Here is a 16,567-nt window from a genome sequence, read left to right as displayed (position 1 = left end):
TGTGCGATAAGCTGTAGGGAATTCTACAGCTTATTTGTGCATTACATAATGTAAGGAGGATTCATTATGAAGATTATTATGTTGGGGGCTCCAGGAGCAGGAAAGGGAACTCAGGCAAAGCAGATTGCAGAGCAGTATAACATTCCGCATATTTCGACCGGTGACATTTTCAGGGCGAATATCAAGAATGGAACCGAGCTTGGCAAAAAAGCCAAAGAGTATATGGACCAGGGACTGCTGGTTCCGGATGAGCTGGTAGTTGATCTTGTGGTTGACAGGATTGAGAAAGACGACTGCCAAAAGGGCTTCATTTTAGATGGATTCCCAAGGACGATTCCTCAGGCAGAAGCGTTGGATGCGGCTCTCGCGGCAAAAGATATGAAAATTGATTATGCGCTGGATATCGAGGTTCCCGATGAGAATATCATCGACCGGATGTCCGGAAGACGTTCCTGCAGGGAATGCGGTGCGATCTTCCACGCAAAATATAATCCTCCGAAATCAGAAGGAATCTGTGATATATGCAGCGGCGAGCTGATCCTCCGAGATGACGACAAGGAAGAGACAGTGAAGAAAAGGCTGGATGTTTATCACGAACAGACCGCACCGCTGATTTCTCACTATAAGAGTGCAGGCAGCCTGCATGAGATCGACGGCACAAGGCACATTGATGTAGTATTTGATGAGATCAAAAGCATTTTAGAGGCATAAGATTAACATGGCAGTGACGATCAAATCAAAAAAAGAAATCGAACAAATGAGAGAGGCCGGTAAGATCTTGGAAGAGACGCATGACCGTTTGGCCGAGATCATCAAACCGGGAATTTCTACTTTAGAGATTGACCAGTTCGGGGAAAAGATCATAAGGGAATACGGGTGTATTCCTTCTTTTCTGAATTACAATGGTTACCCGGCATCCATCTGTGTGTCTGTCAATGACGAAGTGGTCCACGGCATCCCAAAGAAGGAGCGGATCTTAAAGGACGGAGATATTGTCAGCCTGGATGCAGGGGTCATCTATCAGGGATACCACTCTGACGCCGCCAGGACCTATGGCGTCGGGGAGATCTCAGAGGAAGCAGCCCGCCTGATCAGGGTCACAAAGGAAAGCTTTTTTGAAGGTATGAAGTTTGCCAAAGAAGGGAATCATCTATTTGACATTTCCGAGGCAATTCAGAGATACGTAGAGAATAATGGCTATTCTGTGGTGAGAGACCTGGTGGGCCATGGGATCGGAACTCATCTTCATGAGGACCCCCAGATCCCAAACTTCAAGGAACGAAGAAAAGGCATGAAGCTCAGGGCAGGAATGACACTGGCTGTAGAACCGATGGTGAACGCCGGAACATGGAAAGTGGAATGGCTTTCTGATGACTGGACCGTTGTAACGGCAGACGGAAGCCTTGCCGCCCATTATGAAAATACAATCTTAATAACCGAAGATGGTTACGAATTATTATCATTATCAAAGTAGAAAAAGGAGTCGGAAAAATGGCAAAGTCAGAAGCAATTGAAGTAGAAGGAATCGTATTGGAGAAACTGCCGAATGCGATGTTTAAGGTAGAGATCGAGGGAGGACATGTGATTTTGGCACATATCAGCGGAAAGCTCAGAATGAATTACATCAAGATCCTTCCGGGTGACAAGGTTACTCTTGCACTTTCTCCGTATGACCTGTCAAAGGGAAGAATTATTTGGAGAGATAAATAAGAAAAGCCTTGAAAATCAGATAGCATGATGATATAATTGAATCCGAACGTTTTGAGAAAGGAGAATTACAAGTGAAAGTTAGAGCATCTGTAAAACCTATGTGTGAAAAATGCAAGGTAATTAGAAGAAAAGGTTCTGTCAGAGTGATCTGTGAGAATCCGAAGCACAAACAGAGACAGGGATAATTTCTATTTCACGTAGCAAGGATTCCTATCTTTGTTCTTTGTGTGTTTATATTACTGTATCCAAGGTACCATACAGTAATACTTTTTGTTAGGCGGCTGCAGTATGGAACGCAGATTCCATGCTGATATTTATATAGATAAAATCGTAGTCAGGCTAGAGACATATATATCATTTCACCGTACGCGGATATATGGATTGCCCCTGAACAACATTAAAATGAATAATTTTTGGAGGAAGAAAAAACATGGCTCGTATTTCAGGTGTTGATTTACCAAGAGAAAAACGTGTGGAGATTGGACTTACCTATATTTATGGAATCGGTCTTACAAGCTCTAAACGTATTTTATCAGAAGCAAATGTAAACCCGGATACTCGTGTACGTGACCTGACAGATGATGAAGTTCGCAGAATCAGCGAAGTTATCTCTGAGTCACAGACAGTAGAGGGAGACTTAAGAAGAGAAATCGCTCTTAATATCAAGAGATTAAAAGAAATAGGATCTTACAGAGGAAAACGCCATAGACAGGGACTGCCTTGCCGTGGACAGAAGACAAAGACAAATGCCAGAACATGTAAAGGTCCTAAGAAAACTGTTGCAAACAAGAAAAAATAACAGCTTACACATGGGCCATCAGATCTTTGATGGTATACTTTGGACGGAAACACATGACACGCCCCGTTGGGTTGTCAGGTTTTCTGGCTGTTTAGTGGATATGGTTTAGTTTAAAGAAAGGTAAAGAGTTAATTATGGCTAAAGTTACAAAAAAAGCGGCTAAAAAACGTGTGAAAAAGAATGTTCAGCACGGACAGGCACACATTCAGTCATCTTTTAATAATACAATCGTTACATTAACTGATGCTCAGGGAAATGCTCTTTCTTGGGCCAGTGCAGGTGGATTAGGATTCAGAGGATCCAAAAAATCTACTCCTTATGCGGCACAGATGGCTGCTGAGACAGCGACAAAAGCAGCATTAGTACACGGTTTGAAAACAGTGGACGTTATGGTGAAAGGACCGGGATCAGGAAGAGAAGCAGCAATTCGTGCTTTATCAGCTGCTGGTCTGGAAGTTACAAGCATCAAAGATGTAACACCGGTACCTCACAATGGATGTCGCCCACCAAAACGCAGAAGAGTTTAATTTAGGAGGAATTTGAAAGATGGCAATTGACAGAACTCCAGTCTTAAAAAGATGTAGATCCTTAGGCCTCGATCCTGTATTTTTAGGAATCGACAAAAAGTCTAACAGAACCTCAACAAGAGGAAATAGAAAAAAGAGTGAGTACGGACTTCAGCTCCGTGAAAAACAGAAAGCGAAGTTTATCTACGGTGTATTAGAAAAACCGTTCAGAAATTACTACGCAAAAGCAGAAAAAATGAAAGGTCAGACAGGTGTAAACCTTATGACACTTCTGGAACTGAGACTTGACAATGTATTATTCCGTCTCGGATTCGGAAGAACAAGAAAAGAATGCAGACAGATCGTTGACCACAAGCATGTGCTTGTAAACGGCAAAACTGTCAACATCCCTTCTTACAGAGTATCTGTAGGTGATGTGATTGAGATCAAAGAAAACCACAAAACTTCTCCTAGATACAAAGAAATCTTAGAAGTAACCGGCGGAAGAATGGTTCCTTCTTGGTTAGAAGCAAACCAGGAAGCACTGAGCGGAACTGTAAAGGAATTACCTGCAAGAGAAGAGATCGACGTTCCTGTAAATGAGACACTGATCGTCGAGTTATATTCTAAATAATCGTAATAACCCTCAACAAATTCCTAACCCAGAAGGAGGGCTTAAATGTTTGAATTTGAAAAGCCAAATATTGAGATTAGTGAGATTTCTGAAGATAACCGTTTCGGACGTTTTGTAGTCGAGCCGTTAGTGCGCGGCTACGGAACGACACTCGGAAATTCCTTAAGGAGGATCATGCTCTCATCTCTGCCGGGCGCTGCAGTCAGTGCTGTAAAGATCAAAGGTGTGCTGCATGAGTTCAGTTCCGTTCCGGGAGTGAAAGAGGATGTCCCTGAGATCATCATGAACATCAAGTCCCTGGCGATTAAGAATAACAGTTCTACGGACGAACCAAAACAGGCCTTTATTGAGTGCTCCGGAAGCGGTGTCGTGACTGCCGGTGACATCAAGGCTGACAGTGATATCGAGATTTTAAATCCTGATATGGTCATCGCGACATTGAGCGGAGATGACGCACATCTGGATATGGAACTTACGATCACAAAAGGCCGCGGTTATGTCGGTGCCGACAAAGCAGACAAGGAAGGCAACTCTATCGATGAGATTGCAGTCGATGCAATCTATACTCCGGTAGAGCGTGTGAATCTAAAGGTGGAAAATACCCGTGTGGGACAGGTGACAGACTACGATAAACTTACTTTGGATGTCTTTACAAACGGAACCCTTTCACCGGACGAGGCGGTCAGCCTCGCTGCCAAAGTATTGTGCGAACATCTGAACCTGTTCGTAGATCTCTCCGAGAATGCCAAGACAGCAGAAGTCATGGTTGAAAAGGAAGATGACGAGAAAGAAAAGGTTCTGGAGATGAGCATTGATGAACTGGAATTATCCGTTCGCTCTTATAACTGCCTGAAGAGAGCAGGAATCAATACTGTGGAAGAACTGACCAACAAGACTTCAGAAGATATGATGAAGGTCCGCAACTTAGGACGTAAATCATTGGAAGAAGTTCTTGCGAAATTAAATGAACTTGGATTGGCATTAAATTCAGGGGATGAATAAGAAATCATAAAAAGACCCGCCTAGGCTGAAGGTATGAAGTAAGCATGGCGAAAAATCACAGGAGGTCATTATAATGGCAAAATACAGAAAATTAGGAAGAACATCTTCTCAGAGAAAAGCATTACTGCGTTCACAGGTAACCGATCTTTTATACAGAGGAAAGATCGTTACAACTGAAGCAAAGGCAAAAGAGATCCGCAAGATCGCTGAGAAATTGATCGCAATGGCAGTCAGAGAAAAAGACAACTTTGAGACAGTCACTGTTGACGCTAAAGTAGCAAAGAAAGACAGCGACGGAAAACGTGTCAAAGAAGTTGTTGACGGAAAGAAAGTCACTGTATATGAGACAGTGAAAAAAGAGATCACAAAGGATATGCCTTCCCGTCTTCATGCCAGAAGACAGATGTTAAAGGTATTATATCCGGTAAAAGAAGTTCCGACAGAGCTTGCAGGCAAAAAAGCCAACACAAAGACTGTTGATCTTACAGAAAAGTTATTTAACGAATATGCACCGAAGTATGCCGATAGAAATGGTGGGTATACAAGGATCGTAAAGATCGCACAGCGTAAAGGTGACGGTGCCTTAGAAGTATTGATCGAATTAGTATAATAAGAGCCATATTTTGAAAAAGAAGCAGATTTTATCCTGCTTCTTTTTTTGCCATGAATTTTGGGCCGGAGACGCTTTCTATAAATTCTCAGTACCATCAAATCAAAAACGGATGAAATCGTGTAAATATAATTTCATCCGTTTTTTGAATTGCTTTTTTATAATTCTGTGCGCTTTTTAAGTAGGAAGCTGCCGCAGATCAGGCTTCCGGAAAGGATCAGAAGTAGAGAAGGGAAACTGCGGTGTGTATCGGCTGTATTGGCCGTACTGCCGACGTAGCCCTGTCCTTTGGAATCTGATTTAGAGATTTTTTTATTGGACGCGGTTTTTTGTACAATGTCTTTTTTTCCTATAGCAGTTTTGCTGAGGGAAGTATTCTTTTTATTAGAGGTATTCTTATCTCCTCCGGCAGAAGTTGTATTGACAGCAGATTCTGAGGCTGCAGCAGCCTGGTCCTTATATACAAGGGTATAAACAGAAAACCGGTCGGTCTCGACTGTTACCTTGTCAGGCTCTGTACTTAAATTGTTCAGAGTGTCAGCACTGTAGATTCCGTCGGATTCTTCGTGGATGCGGATCACCTGGAACTGTCTGTTTTCTTTTCGGTATTCTTCCGGGACCTCAAAGGTTAGCCTTAATGGTGAGGCTAAGGTATGGATACTCTCCGGCACATCGTCAATTACCTTCATGAGATTGAGATCCAGGATGACAGCAGGCTGAGTCTGGGTGCGGTGCATTTCCTTCTCTAGGAGTTTGCTGATATCTGTAGGCGGATCAGATACGGGAGAAGAATTCAGGACAATTTCTATACTGCTTCCGGTGTTTATTTTTTCCCGGTCTTCCTGCGTCAGAAAATGGTCTGCATCGCTGTTTTCCAAGGCCACCCCAGGGGCTTCCGGGGGCTGCTGTACGGCGATGGAGCCGGAAGGTGTATTATAAGAAGCAATCTTCCAGAACGCAGAGTCCGCTGTTTCATTGTAGTTTAAAGTTCCGTTTCTCAGTGCAAACCAATTTTGTTCTGCACCGCTGCCATGGAACGTCACTGCAGTTTTTCCGGCTGAAAGTCCTGTAACTTTTAAAAGTGTCGGGACACCGTCAGATTTTGGTTCAAAGGAACTGACTGTAATCGGATGGCTTACTGATAAAGTATCAAAATGAGCAATACCGTCAAAAGTTGATGCGCTGTCTTTTATGATAAGATCAGATCCTGTTTTGCAGGACAGGGAATTTCCCTTGAGCAAAAGGCCTCCCCAGAGAAATTCTGTTTTACTGTTGGTGACGGTCATAGCGGCCTGTGAGGACTCTGTCAGACTCCTGGAACTCTTGTCATCCACTTCACCGACTAAGATGTAGTCGCCGTAGTACATGGTTCCTTCATATTCGCTTCCCTTTACATTTTCGAGGGAAAAAGAAATTTTTCCAGATTTGGCGGAACCTCCGCTGATGGATTCTCCGCCTCCCACAATAGTGCCTACGATTTCACTGTCTTTGTAAAGGGTAGAGCAGGTACCTTTTACATCTGCGCTGGAGCCCTGACCTGAAGCCTGACCGCCGGTGTGAAAAGCAGCGGCTGCCAGATTGCCGAACTGTTCCTGTACCGGAGAGACAGAATTGACTACATTCAGTGTAACAGAACCGTTTACATCAGCAGAACCTCCGCCGGAAGCGGTACCCCCTGCAGTTACATAGCCGTATATACTGGAACAGTTGGTCAGATTGGCAGTGATACTGCCGGAAACATCGGCGCAGGCATGATTACTCGCATCCCCGCCGCCGTGGAAGATCATGACTTCATTTCCGCTTCCTGCAAAGGAAGAGGTGATGGAGCCGCAGCTTGCATGAGCGTTGGCTCCGCTGGCATAACCGCCCGAATATACTTCACGGATGTCTACACTTTTCATTGTACAGGAAACAGAACCAGATACATCTGCGGAGGCTTTACCGTCCCCGTTTGCTGTGGCATAGCCGCCTCCGCGCAGAGAATATGTCCTGCTCGTGACACTTATGTTTACTGAGGCTACATCCGCTGAGGCATTATATGCTCCGGTGGTATACGCATAGCCGCCTCCGTATAGGTTGCCATGGTTGCTGGACGGGACAGAGGGAATGTCAACAGTAACAGATCCGGATACATTGGCACTGGCATTTCCCTTGGATGCATTGGCATATCCTCCTCCATACACTGAAGAAGCATTCACAGTACCTGAGACTTTAATGGAGACATTTCCACTTAGATCCGCATTTCCGGTACCATCGGAAAAACCTCCTCCATATATTCTGGACACCTGTACATTTTGGATGTCAATCGTTACATTTCCTTTTGCGGGTTTATTTTTTCCTCCGCCATAGATTGTAAAACCGCTCGTAACCGATGTGTCAGACAGACGGGAATTACCGGAGGCATCAAAGACATAGGCTTTGCCGTCGGAATCCTTCTTGATCACGATGGAAGTGCCCTGAGCATAGAGTGTACTGCCTTCGATCATGATTTCCTGATCACTTGCAGCAGTTTTTTTCATTTTCACGTCTTTTTCAGATACTCCTTCATTGGAAATTTTGGCTGCAGCTGAGTTTTGGGAATCTGTCGTCTCTTTCTTTGAGGTCTCGGTAACCTCTGGTTCAGGCGCTGCAGTTGTCTGCTGACTTTCGGCTGTCTCTGTCGGCCTGTCAGCAGATGCAGGTTTTTCTTCCTCAGATGCAGCCACATTCTCTGAAGAGGATGCCGCCTGAAGGTCCTTCTTTGCTTCCAGCGGTTCCTCCGCTGCATAACTTAAGTTGCCCAGAGTTGCAAGGCCGAGTGCAAGAAATATTGCGGTTAGCCACGCAGCAGGCTTTTTCAAGCGTTTCATAGTAATCTCCCCCTTATTTGATATGTTGTCATGATACTAAAATAAAAAACTCCGGCGGTATCCTGCCGGAGTCGATTTTATCTTAAAAAATGCAACGTAAGTCAAACTGCATAGAAAATATGCAGTACAAAATCCATCGAGAGGGCTATGAAAGTACAATAGTCCCGTAGGTAAAATGGAGCAACCAGCTGCCGTACCAGTAAATGGTTTAGGCCCTTGGCTTTGCGTCACCGGATTTCCCCGGTTTTGCCAAAATATAAAGACCATTTTAAGCGGTGCTTATTTCTACCCTAAGTATATGGTCTAACAGTAGGAATGTCAATGAATACCTATTGTTTCCAGAGAATTTTATTGATATAATGGAGCATATGTCAAAGGAGAAACCAATGTCAATATTACAGATCAAAGATTTAATTCATCAATATATAACGTATGGGGAGAAGGAAGAGGAAACTCAGACAATAAATGCCGTAAATGGTGTGGATATGTCGGTGGAAAAAGGGGAGTTCATTGCCATTCTTGGACACAACGGCTCCGGCAAATCTTCCCTGGCAAAACATATCAACGGACTGCTGCAGCCCACATCCGGCTCTGTTTGTTTAAAGGGTATGGATACAAGAGACCATGAAAAGCTCCTGAAGATCCGCCAAAGTGCAGGCATTGTATTTCAAAACCCGGACAACCAGATTGTCGGTTCTGTAGTAGAAGAAGATGTAGCCTTCGGCCCGGAAAATATCGGCGTTCCCACAAAAGACATCTGGAGTCGCGTGGCAGGGGCACTGGAGGGCGTCGGGATGACCGCTTACCGCAGTGCAAGCCCCAATCATTTATCCGGCGGACAGAAACAGCGCATAGCCATTGCAGGGATCATGGCTATGGAACCGGAGTGTATTATCTTGGACGAGCCCACCGCGATGCTGGATCCTAAGGGAAGGCAGGATGTTTTGTCCCTGTCCAGGGAACTAAACAAAGAAAAAGAGATCACGATCATTTTAATCACACATGATATGGAAGAGGTACTGTTGGCTGACAAAGTGTTTGTCATGGATCAGGGAAAGGTCGTAATGAGCGGAACGCCAAAGGAAGTGTTTGCCCATGTTAAGGAGCTGAAAGGGTACGGGCTTGAAGTTCCGTTTGCCACAGAGCTTGCTTACGAGCTTAAAAAGGAGGGTATCAGGCTTTCTGATGCGATAACGACAAGGGAAGAACTGGTGGAAGAGTTATGTCAATTAGTTTAGAAAAAGTAAGTTATATATATGAAGATAATTCGGATATAAAGAAGCCCGCGCTGATCGATATAGATTTAGAGATCGGAGAGGGAGAATTTATCGGCATCATCGGACACACGGGATCGGGTAAGTCTACGCTGATCCAGCATCTGAACGGTCTCATGGAACCTACAAAAGGAAGGGTGTATTTTGAGGGAAAGAATATCCACGATGACAATTATGATATCAAGAGCCTCCGGGGAAAGGTCGGCCTGTGTTTTCAGTATCCGGAACACCAGCTGTTTGAGACAACCATACTGGAGGATGTCTGTTTCGGCCCTATGAACTTTGGGGCATCCAAAGAAGAAGCTGTCAAAGCCGCGAAGGAGGCACTCAAAGACGTGGGGATCTCAGAAGAACTGTTCGGAAAGTCGCCGTTTGAACTGTCCGGAGGACAGAAGCGCAGAGTAGCTATCGCAGGCATTCTGGCAATGAAGCCTGAATATTTTATTCTGGATGAACCGACCGCCGGTCTGGACCCTGAGGGAAGGGTACAGCTTTTAGAACTGCTGAAGCGTCTCAATCAGGAACAGGGTATCACGATCATACTTGTATCCCACAGTATGGAAGACATTGCATCCTATGTAGACAGGATGATCGTCATGAACCGTGGGCGGCTGGAATTTGACGGGGATAAGGAAGAGGTGTTTTCCCATCAGGAAGAACTGGAGCAGATGGGACTGTCCGTACCGTTTTTCAGACTCCTGGCCAATGATCTGAAAGAAAAAGGATTTCCTGTTGAGGGAGAGATCCTGACTCTTGAAGATGCCAGGAGGGCAATCCTAAAAACATTAAAGAAGGAACAAACATATGATTAAAGACATCACCATAGGACAATATTACAGATCAGATTCTATTCTTCACCGGCTGGACCCGAGGGTAAAGCTGGTGGGGACATTGATTTTTGTCATAACCTTGTTTTTCTCAAAGTCCCCGCTGACTTATGCGGCTTCTCTGCTGTTTTTGGCTTTGATGATCGGCCTTTCCACTGTACCCCTTTCTTTTATTGTCAGGGGGCTGAAAGCCGTTGGCGTTATTTTGCTTTTTTCCGTTGTCATCAATATTTTCTTCATACCGGGGGAGGCGATCGTACATTTCGGGGTTATCAGGATCACCAAAGAAGGAGTCATCACAGCCGTTTATCTGGGCACAAGGCTGGTGATGCTTGTATTGGGCACTTCCCTTATGACCTTTACGACCACACCCAACGAACTCACAGACGGGCTCGAAAAGTCCCTGGGATTTTTGAAGCTGATCAAAATTCCTGTGCATGAGATTGCGATGATGATGTCGATTGCCCTAAGATTTATCCCGATCCTCACAGAGGAGCTGGACAAGATCATGAAGGCCCAGACTGCAAGGGGAGTGGATTTTAAAAATGGAAGTTTTCTGCACCGGATGAAGAGCATGGTGCCGATCGTAGTGCCGCTGTTTGTGGCGGCGGTAAGGAGAGCCAATGACCTGGCCCTGGCCATGGAATCCAGGTGCTACCACGGAGGGGACGGACGGACGAAGATGAAGCCTCTCAAATACTGCAGAAGAGACCTGCTGGCCTATCTGTTTTTGGCTTTGTTTTTGGCACTGATGATTTACCTGGGATTTTTCTGTCCGATCGGAAGATAGGCGTGAGGTGATCTATGAAACGGATAAAATTAGAAGTGGCATATGACGGGACAAATTACTGCGGCTGGCAGATACAGCCAAAGGATACGACCATAGAAGGGGTTCTCAATGAGAAGCTTGGCAGTCTTCTGGGAGAAGAGATTACGGTGATCGGCTCCAGCCGCACCGACTCCGGGGTGCATGCCCTCGGGAATGTGGCAGTGTTTGACACGGAGACGGAGATTCCGGGTGAAAGGATCGCCAGGGCTCTGAACCAGAGGCTGCCGGATGATATTGTTATACAGTCTTCCAGTGAAGTAAAAGACGATTTCCATCCCAGATATCAGGATACGAGGAAAACTTACGAGTATACGATTTACAATGCAGAATTTGATAACCCGGTCACGGCAAGGCACCATCACTTCGTGTATGTGCCGCTGGATGTGGAGCGTATGCGTACAGCTGCCCGCTGCTTTTTAGGTGAGCATGACTTTTTAAGCTTTTCTACCACAGGGAGTCCTACAAAGACCACGGTGCGCACGATCTATGAGTGCGAAGTGAGGCAGAACGGCCGGTATATTACCATGAGAGTCACGGGAAACGGATTTTTATATAACATGGTGCGGATGATGGCAGGAACTCTGATCTCCATCGGAAGGGGCAGGAGGGATCCGGAGTGGGTCAGGGAACTTTTCCTGCATCCGAAGAGAGGAAAGGCAGGTCCAAATGCTCCGGCAAAAGGACTGACACTCATCAACATACATTACATGGGTGAAGAAAAGGAAGCGGATTAGATGAAGATTATGGGACTGCAAAAGTCAACACTCCTGGATTATCCGGGAAAAGTCGCCTGCACGGTATTTACCGGCGGGTGTAATTTTTTTTGCCCGTTCTGCCACAATGCTGAGCTGATCTCTCCGCGGAAGGAGGAGCCGGGGCTTTTAGAAAAAGATTTGCTGGCCTTTTTAAGGAAGCGGAGAGGAATCCTGGACGGAGTCTGTATTTCCGGAGGAGAACCGCTGCTTCACACCGGACTTTCAGGGCTTATCAGAGAGATGAAGGAACTCGGCTATCTGGTGAAGCTGGATACCAACGGAAGCTTTCCGGAAAGGCTCAAAAGGCTGGTCGGAGAGGGCCTTTTGGACTATGTGGCCATGGACATAAAAAATTCCAAAAAGAAATATGCTGCCACGGCGGGAGTGGAAGCATTTCAGATAGAACCGGTGGAGGAGAGCGTCAGATTCCTCATGGAAGGAAATGTACCGTTTGAGTTTCGTACCACGGTGGTGAGGGAACTTCACAGCGGGGAGGATATCGAAGAGATCGGAGAGTGGATTTCCGGAGATGAACCATATTTCCTTCAGAGTTTTGAACCCTCTGATCATGTACCGGATTTGAGACTCAGTGCCTATGGGAAGGAAGAAATGGAGACACTGGCGGATATTTTGAGAGAAAAAGTGCCGAATGTAGAATTAAGGGGATTATAACAATATATTGTGCCTGTATAGATAAAAACATACAATATGTTGACTTTGTTTTATATGGTGCTATAATTTTAAGTGTTGAACATATAGAAAGAATGGGGTGTGTGAGTCATGTATTATGTAATAAAGAGAGACGGAACCAAGGCAGAATTTGATATCCAGAAGATATCCACTGCCATCACAAGGGCATTTGAAGCCAAAGAAAAACAGTATCATCCGAGTGTGATCGATCTGCTGGCGCTTAAAGTCACATCAGATTTTGAGCCGAAAGTAAAAAATGATGTGATCGCGGTTGAAGACATTCAGGACAGCGTGGAGTCTGTGCTGATCCAGGCAGGCTATGCCGATGTGGCAAAAGGATATATTTTATACAGAAAACAGAGAGAAAAGATCCGGAATATGAAGTCTACAATTCTGGATTATAAAGAGCTGGTGGACAGTTATGTGAAAGCCAGTGACTGGAGGGTAAAAGAAAACTCTACCGTGACATATTCCGTCGGGGGACTGATTTTAAGCAACAGCGGGGCCATCACGGCGAATTATTGGCTTTCCGAGATCTATGATGATGAGATTGCCGATGCCCACAGGAATGCGGACATTCATATCCACGACCTTTCTATGCTGACCGGTTACTGCGCGGGCTGGTCTTTAAAGCAGCTGATCCAGGAGGGGCTGGGAGGCGTGCGAGGTAAGATTACCTCCGCACCGGCGAAGCATTTGTCCACACTGTGCAATCAGATGGTCAATTTCCTTGGCATCATGCAGAATGAGTGGGCCGGAGCCCAGGCATTCTCCTCTTTTGATACATATCTTGCACCGTTTGTAAAGGCAGACAATCTGTCCTACTATGAAGTGAAAAAATGTGTGCAGTCCTTTATTTTCGGTGTTAATATTCCGAGCCGATGGGGCACCCAGGCTCCTTTTTCTAATATTACTTTGGACTGGACCGTGCCGGATGATCTGGCGGAGCTCCCTGCGATCGTTGGCGGCAAAGAGATGGACTTCCGGTATAAAGACTGCAAAAAAGAGATGGACATGGTGAACAAGGCCTTTATCGAAGTCATGATCGAAGGGGATGCCGAAGGACGGGGCTTCCAGTATCCGATCCCTACCTATTCTATTACAAAAGACTTTGACTGGTCTGACACGGAAAATAACCGGCTTCTGTTTGAAATGACCGCCAAATACGGAACTCCGTATTTTTCTAATTATATTAACAGTGAAATGCAGCCGAGTGATGTGCGCAGTATGTGCTGTCGTCTGCGCCTGGATTTAAGAGAACTGCGTAAAAAAGCAGGGGGATTTTTCGGCAGCGGAGAGAGCACCGGATCTGTAGGAGTGGTTACGATCAATCTGCCTAAGATTGCTTACCTTTCTAAAGATGAAAAAGATTTCTATCACAGGCTGGATCATTTGATGGATGTGTCAGCACGATCCTTAAAGATAAAAAGAACGATCATCACGAAATTGTTCGATGAGGGACTGTATCCTTATACGAAACGTTATTTGGATTCTTTTAACAATCACTTTTCTACCATCGGGCTGATCGGAATGAATGAAGCGGGCCTCAATGCCGGCTGGATCAAGGCGGATCTGACCGAAGAAAAGGCACAGGAATTTGCTAAGGAAGTATTGAATCATATGAGAAACCGCCTGTCAGATTACCAGGAAGAATACGGTGACCTTTATAATCTTGAGGCGACTCCGGCCGAATCTACGACATACCGCTTGGCAAAGCATGACGTGGCAGAGTTCCCGGACATCATCACGGCTTCTGAGGATGGAGGAACACCATTCTACACAAACAGTTCTCATCTGCCTGTGGGATATACGGACGATGTTTTCGATGCGCTGGATATTCAGGATGAATTACAGACATTATATACATCAGGGACCGTTTTCCACACATTCCTCGGAGAGAAACTTCCGGATTGGAAAGCGGCCGCGGCTCTGGTGAAAAAGATCGCAGAAAATTACCGCCTTCCATATTATACGATTTCACCGACCTATTCTGTATGCAGCAATCACGGTTATATAAACGGGGAGGTTTATGAATGTCCGGACTGCGGGGAGAAGACAGAAGTGTACAGCAGGATTACGGGCTACTACCGGCCGGTCCAGAACTGGAACGATGGAAAACAGCAGGAATATAAAGAAAGGAAACTGTACGATCCCAAAAATTCTGTTCTGAAAGCATCCAAGACTCCGAAAAAAGACATAAGCTTTGCCTCAGAGGCGGAAAAGAAGATGGAAGAAGCCCAGAAAATGCTTCTGTTTACAACCAAAACTTGTCCGAACTGTAAGATGGCCGGAGAGGTCCTTAAAAGTTCCCGGATTCCATTTGAAATCGTGGATGCCGAGGAACATCAGGAATTGGTGCAGGAATACGGTATTATGCAGGCTCCGTCTCTGGTCGTACTGCGTGGGGACGAATTCGAGACGCACTGTAATGTTTCCAATATTAAGAAGTATGCAGAACAAAATCATTGCGGCTGATCACAGGGTATGTCCAATTTTGTTTCATAATTTTTGTCAAAATTGCAATAGAAAATTAGAAAATAATGAAAAGTTAGCAAAGTGCACAACAAAATAAGAGGAATAGAAGAAGAAAACTGTATGAATTGCACAACAAGAAGAGGGTATCTAATGATATCCTTTTTTCTTGTATAAAAAAGTTCGGACATCCGAACAGTTTAACCTAAGTCTTTTAACAACATATTGGTAGAGCGATACTGAAAGATTTTTCTTGGATATTCATTAATCCAGTTTTGTATATATTTGATAAAGTCGTTTGAATAGGCTGAAATATCAGAACCTTTTGGGATAAATCGACGGATCAGCTTATTCGCGTTTTCATTACTGCCACGTTCACAACTGCTGTATGGATGACAATAATAAATGTTCGTTCGTTTCTGATGACTACAATATGATGTTTCCAATAAATCCGGGTTTGAAAATTCCACTCCATTGTCACAGGTAATCGTTTTAAAAATATTACGGAAGTTTACAACTCCATACCTTCTCTCTAACTTATTCAATGCTTTACAAACACTCTCGTTCGTTCGGTCTTTCATTTTAATAATCAATTCCTGCCTTGTCATCCGTTCGGTAAAGACAAGCAGGCAAGTAAGAGAAGAACCATAAACGGTATCCATTTCCCAGTGTCCATATTCCTTCCGGTCATTTATAAATTCGGGACGGTCTTCAATGCTTGCCCCTTTGATGATTTTTTTCGCTTCCCGTTTTTTATTCTTATGTTTCAGCTTTTTGTGATAAGGAAGTTTTGTGATATCTAAATTTAAGAAAACTTTGTGATGAACGTAATTATAGAGAGTCTTAAAACAAACGTTTGTAGAAAAAGAAAGTTGATTGTTTCTGATGTATGCAAGAATCGCACAAGGAGAGAAACGTTTTTCCAAAATCATATGTTCAAAAAATTTCACAAAGTTTAAGTCATTCCCGATTTTTAAAGGCCGTCCTTTTTCTTTCGAGCGTTCCTCACGTATCCGTTGTCCTGCAAATGCATCATATGTTGTTTTCGTTGTCAAATCTGACTGCAAAAAAGTGACTTGTCCCCGTTTTAATTCATTGTAAATCGTAGCTTTACAGCGTCCCAGCTTTTGGGCAATCTCTTTTACCAGGTATCCTTCTTTGTGAAGAATCTCAATCTGTCCTCTTTCGTACTTTGTCAAATACTTGTTTTTCATATGTATCTACCCCTTTTATAAATTGAATATCCTTTATAAAAAAGCGTACAAAAAAAGGTGTATTTTATAAAGGACTACGCAAGTTATAAATAATCCTTTACAAAATACACCTTTTTTTGTTGTTGTATCAATGGTACATTTTACCAGCAACTACCAAAATTTAAATTTCTTTTTCTCCTGTTCTTGTGATTGCTTTTCAACTTTTAATTCCTCTATACGTTTTGAGCAAAATTCTTGAAATAATTCAATCATCATATTCATTTCATCTTTTGTTATTAATTGATCACAAAAAAGCTGACTTGTTATGCCATATAAATTATGATAAATATATCTAACATGCTTAATTGTCCGACGGCAGAATGTGGGAGGTACTAACCGCACGTTATTTTAGTGCCA

The 16,567-nt window shown here is 44.2% G+C and carries 17 protein-coding genes and 1 riboswitch; of the genes, 15 read left to right on the top strand and 2 right to left on the bottom strand.

The window, feature by feature from the left end:
* Nucleotides 1–66: 66 nt before the first annotated feature.
* The 9 genes from DWV34_RS05100 (at nt 67) to DWV34_RS05060 (ending at nt 5,261) form a co-directional block, all read left to right on the top strand.
* Entirely contained in the window at nt 67–711 is a 645-nt protein-coding gene (locus DWV34_RS05100; protein ID WP_006568506.1) for an adenylate kinase, read from the top strand.
* 7 nt (nt 712–718) lie between these two features.
* A complete protein-coding gene (map, locus tag DWV34_RS05095) occupies nt 719–1,474 on the top strand; it encodes a type I methionyl aminopeptidase (protein ID WP_006568507.1) in 756 nt (251 codons plus the stop codon).
* Nucleotides 1,475–1,491: 17 nt separating this feature from the next.
* Nucleotides 1,492–1,710: a translation initiation factor IF-1 gene (gene infA / locus DWV34_RS05090; protein WP_006568508.1), complete on the top strand. Its 219-nt coding sequence runs from the start codon at nt 1,492–1,494 to the stop codon at nt 1,708–1,710.
* 71 nt (nt 1,711–1,781) lie between these two features.
* The gene (gene rpmJ, locus DWV34_RS05085; protein WP_024729360.1) at nt 1,782–1,895 is read left to right on the top strand and encodes a 50S ribosomal protein L36; all 114 of its coding nucleotides are present in this window, start codon (nt 1,782–1,784) and stop codon (nt 1,893–1,895) included.
* A gap of 245 nt (nt 1,896–2,140) precedes the next feature.
* Entirely contained in the window at nt 2,141–2,509 is a 369-nt protein-coding gene (gene rpsM / locus DWV34_RS05080) for a 30S ribosomal protein S13 (RefSeq protein ID WP_006568509.1), read from the top strand.
* Nucleotides 2,510–2,643: 134 nt separating this feature from the next.
* Nucleotides 2,644–3,036 carry a 30S ribosomal protein S11 gene (gene rpsK, locus DWV34_RS05075; protein ID WP_006568510.1) on the top strand — a complete coding sequence of 131 codons (393 nt, stop codon included), beginning with the start codon at nt 2,644–2,646 and terminating at the stop codon, nt 3,034–3,036.
* A 19-nt stretch (nt 3,037–3,055) separates the two neighbouring features.
* Nucleotides 3,056–3,649, top strand: coding sequence for a 30S ribosomal protein S4 (gene rpsD / locus DWV34_RS05070; protein WP_006568511.1), 594 nt, complete (start codon nt 3,056–3,058; stop codon nt 3,647–3,649).
* A 45-nt stretch (nt 3,650–3,694) separates the two neighbouring features.
* A complete protein-coding gene (locus DWV34_RS05065) occupies nt 3,695–4,651 on the top strand; it encodes a DNA-directed RNA polymerase subunit alpha (RefSeq protein WP_006568512.1) in 957 nt (318 codons plus the stop codon).
* Between the two features lie 73 nt (nt 4,652–4,724).
* Nucleotides 4,725–5,261 (top strand): bL17 family ribosomal protein, encoded by a 537-nt coding sequence (locus DWV34_RS05060; RefSeq protein ID WP_006568513.1) that lies wholly within the window; start codon nt 4,725–4,727, stop codon nt 5,259–5,261.
* Nucleotides 5,262–5,419: 158 nt separating this feature from the next.
* Here the strand turns inward: DWV34_RS05060 and DWV34_RS05055 are convergent, their stop codons facing one another.
* Nucleotides 5,420–8,110, bottom strand: coding sequence for a hypothetical protein (locus DWV34_RS05055; RefSeq protein ID WP_009289939.1), 2,691 nt, complete (start codon nt 8,108–8,110; stop codon nt 5,420–5,422).
* Between the two features lie 176 nt (nt 8,111–8,286).
* Nucleotides 8,287–8,371: riboswitch (cyclic di-GMP riboswitch) on the bottom strand.
* A 125-nt stretch (nt 8,372–8,496) separates the two neighbouring features.
* Here DWV34_RS05055 and DWV34_RS05050 point away from each other — a divergent pair.
* The 6 genes from DWV34_RS05050 to DWV34_RS05025 all read left to right on the top strand — a co-directional run bounded on the left by DWV34_RS05050 (nt 8,497) and on the right by DWV34_RS05025 (nt 14,960).
* The gene (locus DWV34_RS05050; protein WP_022260815.1) at nt 8,497–9,348 is read left to right on the top strand and encodes an energy-coupling factor transporter ATPase; all 852 of its coding nucleotides are present in this window, start codon (nt 8,497–8,499) and stop codon (nt 9,346–9,348) included.
* On the top strand, nt 9,333–10,196 hold the full coding sequence (locus DWV34_RS05045; protein WP_006568518.1) for an energy-coupling factor transporter ATPase: 864 nt from the start codon (nt 9,333–9,335) through the stop codon (nt 10,194–10,196). The genes DWV34_RS05050 and DWV34_RS05045 overlap by 16 nt, the downstream gene beginning before the upstream one ends.
* The gene (locus DWV34_RS05040) at nt 10,189–11,001 is read left to right on the top strand and encodes an energy-coupling factor transporter transmembrane component T family protein (protein WP_118475592.1); all 813 of its coding nucleotides are present in this window, start codon (nt 10,189–10,191) and stop codon (nt 10,999–11,001) included. The genes DWV34_RS05045 and DWV34_RS05040 overlap by 8 nt, the downstream gene beginning before the upstream one ends.
* A gap of 14 nt (nt 11,002–11,015) precedes the next feature.
* Nucleotides 11,016–11,774 carry a tRNA pseudouridine(38-40) synthase TruA gene (gene truA, locus DWV34_RS05035; RefSeq protein WP_118475590.1) on the top strand — a complete coding sequence of 253 codons (759 nt, stop codon included), beginning with the start codon at nt 11,016–11,018 and terminating at the stop codon, nt 11,772–11,774.
* Nucleotides 11,775–12,467, top strand: a complete 693-nt coding sequence (locus DWV34_RS05030; protein ID WP_006568521.1) for an anaerobic ribonucleoside-triphosphate reductase activating protein — start codon at nt 11,775–11,777, stop codon at nt 12,465–12,467. It abuts the gene before it with no gap.
* A gap of 108 nt (nt 12,468–12,575) precedes the next feature.
* A complete protein-coding gene (locus tag DWV34_RS05025; RefSeq protein WP_009289933.1) occupies nt 12,576–14,960 on the top strand; it encodes a ribonucleoside triphosphate reductase in 2,385 nt (794 codons plus the stop codon).
* Between the two features lie 197 nt (nt 14,961–15,157).
* On the opposite strand, the gene DWV34_RS05020 is transcribed toward DWV34_RS05025, so the two are convergent.
* Nucleotides 15,158–16,171 (bottom strand): IS30 family transposase, encoded by a 1,014-nt coding sequence (locus tag DWV34_RS05020; RefSeq protein ID WP_118475588.1) that lies wholly within the window; start codon nt 16,169–16,171, stop codon nt 15,158–15,160.
* Nucleotides 16,172–16,567 lie beyond the last annotated feature (396 nt).

Source organism: Anaerostipes sp. AF04-45, assembly GCF_003461725.1.
Lineage (GTDB): Bacteria > Bacillota > Clostridia > Lachnospirales > Lachnospiraceae > Anaerostipes > Anaerostipes caccae.
Note: the sequence above shows the minus strand (reverse complement) of the source record. Positions and strands in the feature narration are given on the sequence as shown.

What these genes read in the sequence shown, in the direction of transcription:
- DWV34_RS05100 (WP_006568506.1), top strand. Translation starts at nt 67, where the DNA reads ATGAAGATTATTATGTTGGGGGCTCCAGGAGCAGGAAAGGGAACTCAG.
- map (WP_006568507.1), top strand. Translation starts at nt 719, where the DNA reads ATGGCAGTGACGATCAAATCAAAAAAAGAAATCGAACAAATGAGAGAG.
- infA (WP_006568508.1), top strand. Translation starts at nt 1,492, where the DNA reads ATGGCAAAGTCAGAAGCAATTGAAGTAGAAGGAATCGTATTGGAGAAA.
- rpsM (WP_006568509.1), top strand. Translation starts at nt 2,141, where the DNA reads ATGGCTCGTATTTCAGGTGTTGATTTACCAAGAGAAAAACGTGTGGAG.
- rpsK (WP_006568510.1), top strand. Translation starts at nt 2,644, where the DNA reads ATGGCTAAAGTTACAAAAAAAGCGGCTAAAAAACGTGTGAAAAAGAAT.
- rpsD (WP_006568511.1), top strand. Translation starts at nt 3,056, where the DNA reads ATGGCAATTGACAGAACTCCAGTCTTAAAAAGATGTAGATCCTTAGGC.
- DWV34_RS05065 (WP_006568512.1), top strand. Translation starts at nt 3,695, where the DNA reads ATGTTTGAATTTGAAAAGCCAAATATTGAGATTAGTGAGATTTCTGAA.
- DWV34_RS05060 (WP_006568513.1), top strand. Translation starts at nt 4,725, where the DNA reads ATGGCAAAATACAGAAAATTAGGAAGAACATCTTCTCAGAGAAAAGCA.
- DWV34_RS05055 (WP_009289939.1), bottom strand. Translation starts at nt 8,110, where the DNA reads ATGAAACGCTTGAAAAAGCCTGCTGCGTGGCTAACCGCAATATTTCTT.
- DWV34_RS05050 (WP_022260815.1), top strand. Translation starts at nt 8,497, where the DNA reads ATGTCAATATTACAGATCAAAGATTTAATTCATCAATATATAACGTAT.
- DWV34_RS05045 (WP_006568518.1), top strand. Translation starts at nt 9,333, where the DNA reads ATGTCAATTAGTTTAGAAAAAGTAAGTTATATATATGAAGATAATTCG.
- DWV34_RS05040 (WP_118475592.1), top strand. Translation starts at nt 10,189, where the DNA reads ATGATTAAAGACATCACCATAGGACAATATTACAGATCAGATTCTATT.
- truA (WP_118475590.1), top strand. Translation starts at nt 11,016, where the DNA reads ATGAAACGGATAAAATTAGAAGTGGCATATGACGGGACAAATTACTGC.
- DWV34_RS05030 (WP_006568521.1), top strand. Translation starts at nt 11,775, where the DNA reads ATGAAGATTATGGGACTGCAAAAGTCAACACTCCTGGATTATCCGGGA.
- DWV34_RS05025 (WP_009289933.1), top strand. Translation starts at nt 12,576, where the DNA reads ATGTATTATGTAATAAAGAGAGACGGAACCAAGGCAGAATTTGATATC.
- DWV34_RS05020 (WP_118475588.1), bottom strand. Translation starts at nt 16,171, where the DNA reads ATGAAAAACAAGTATTTGACAAAGTACGAAAGAGGACAGATTGAGATT.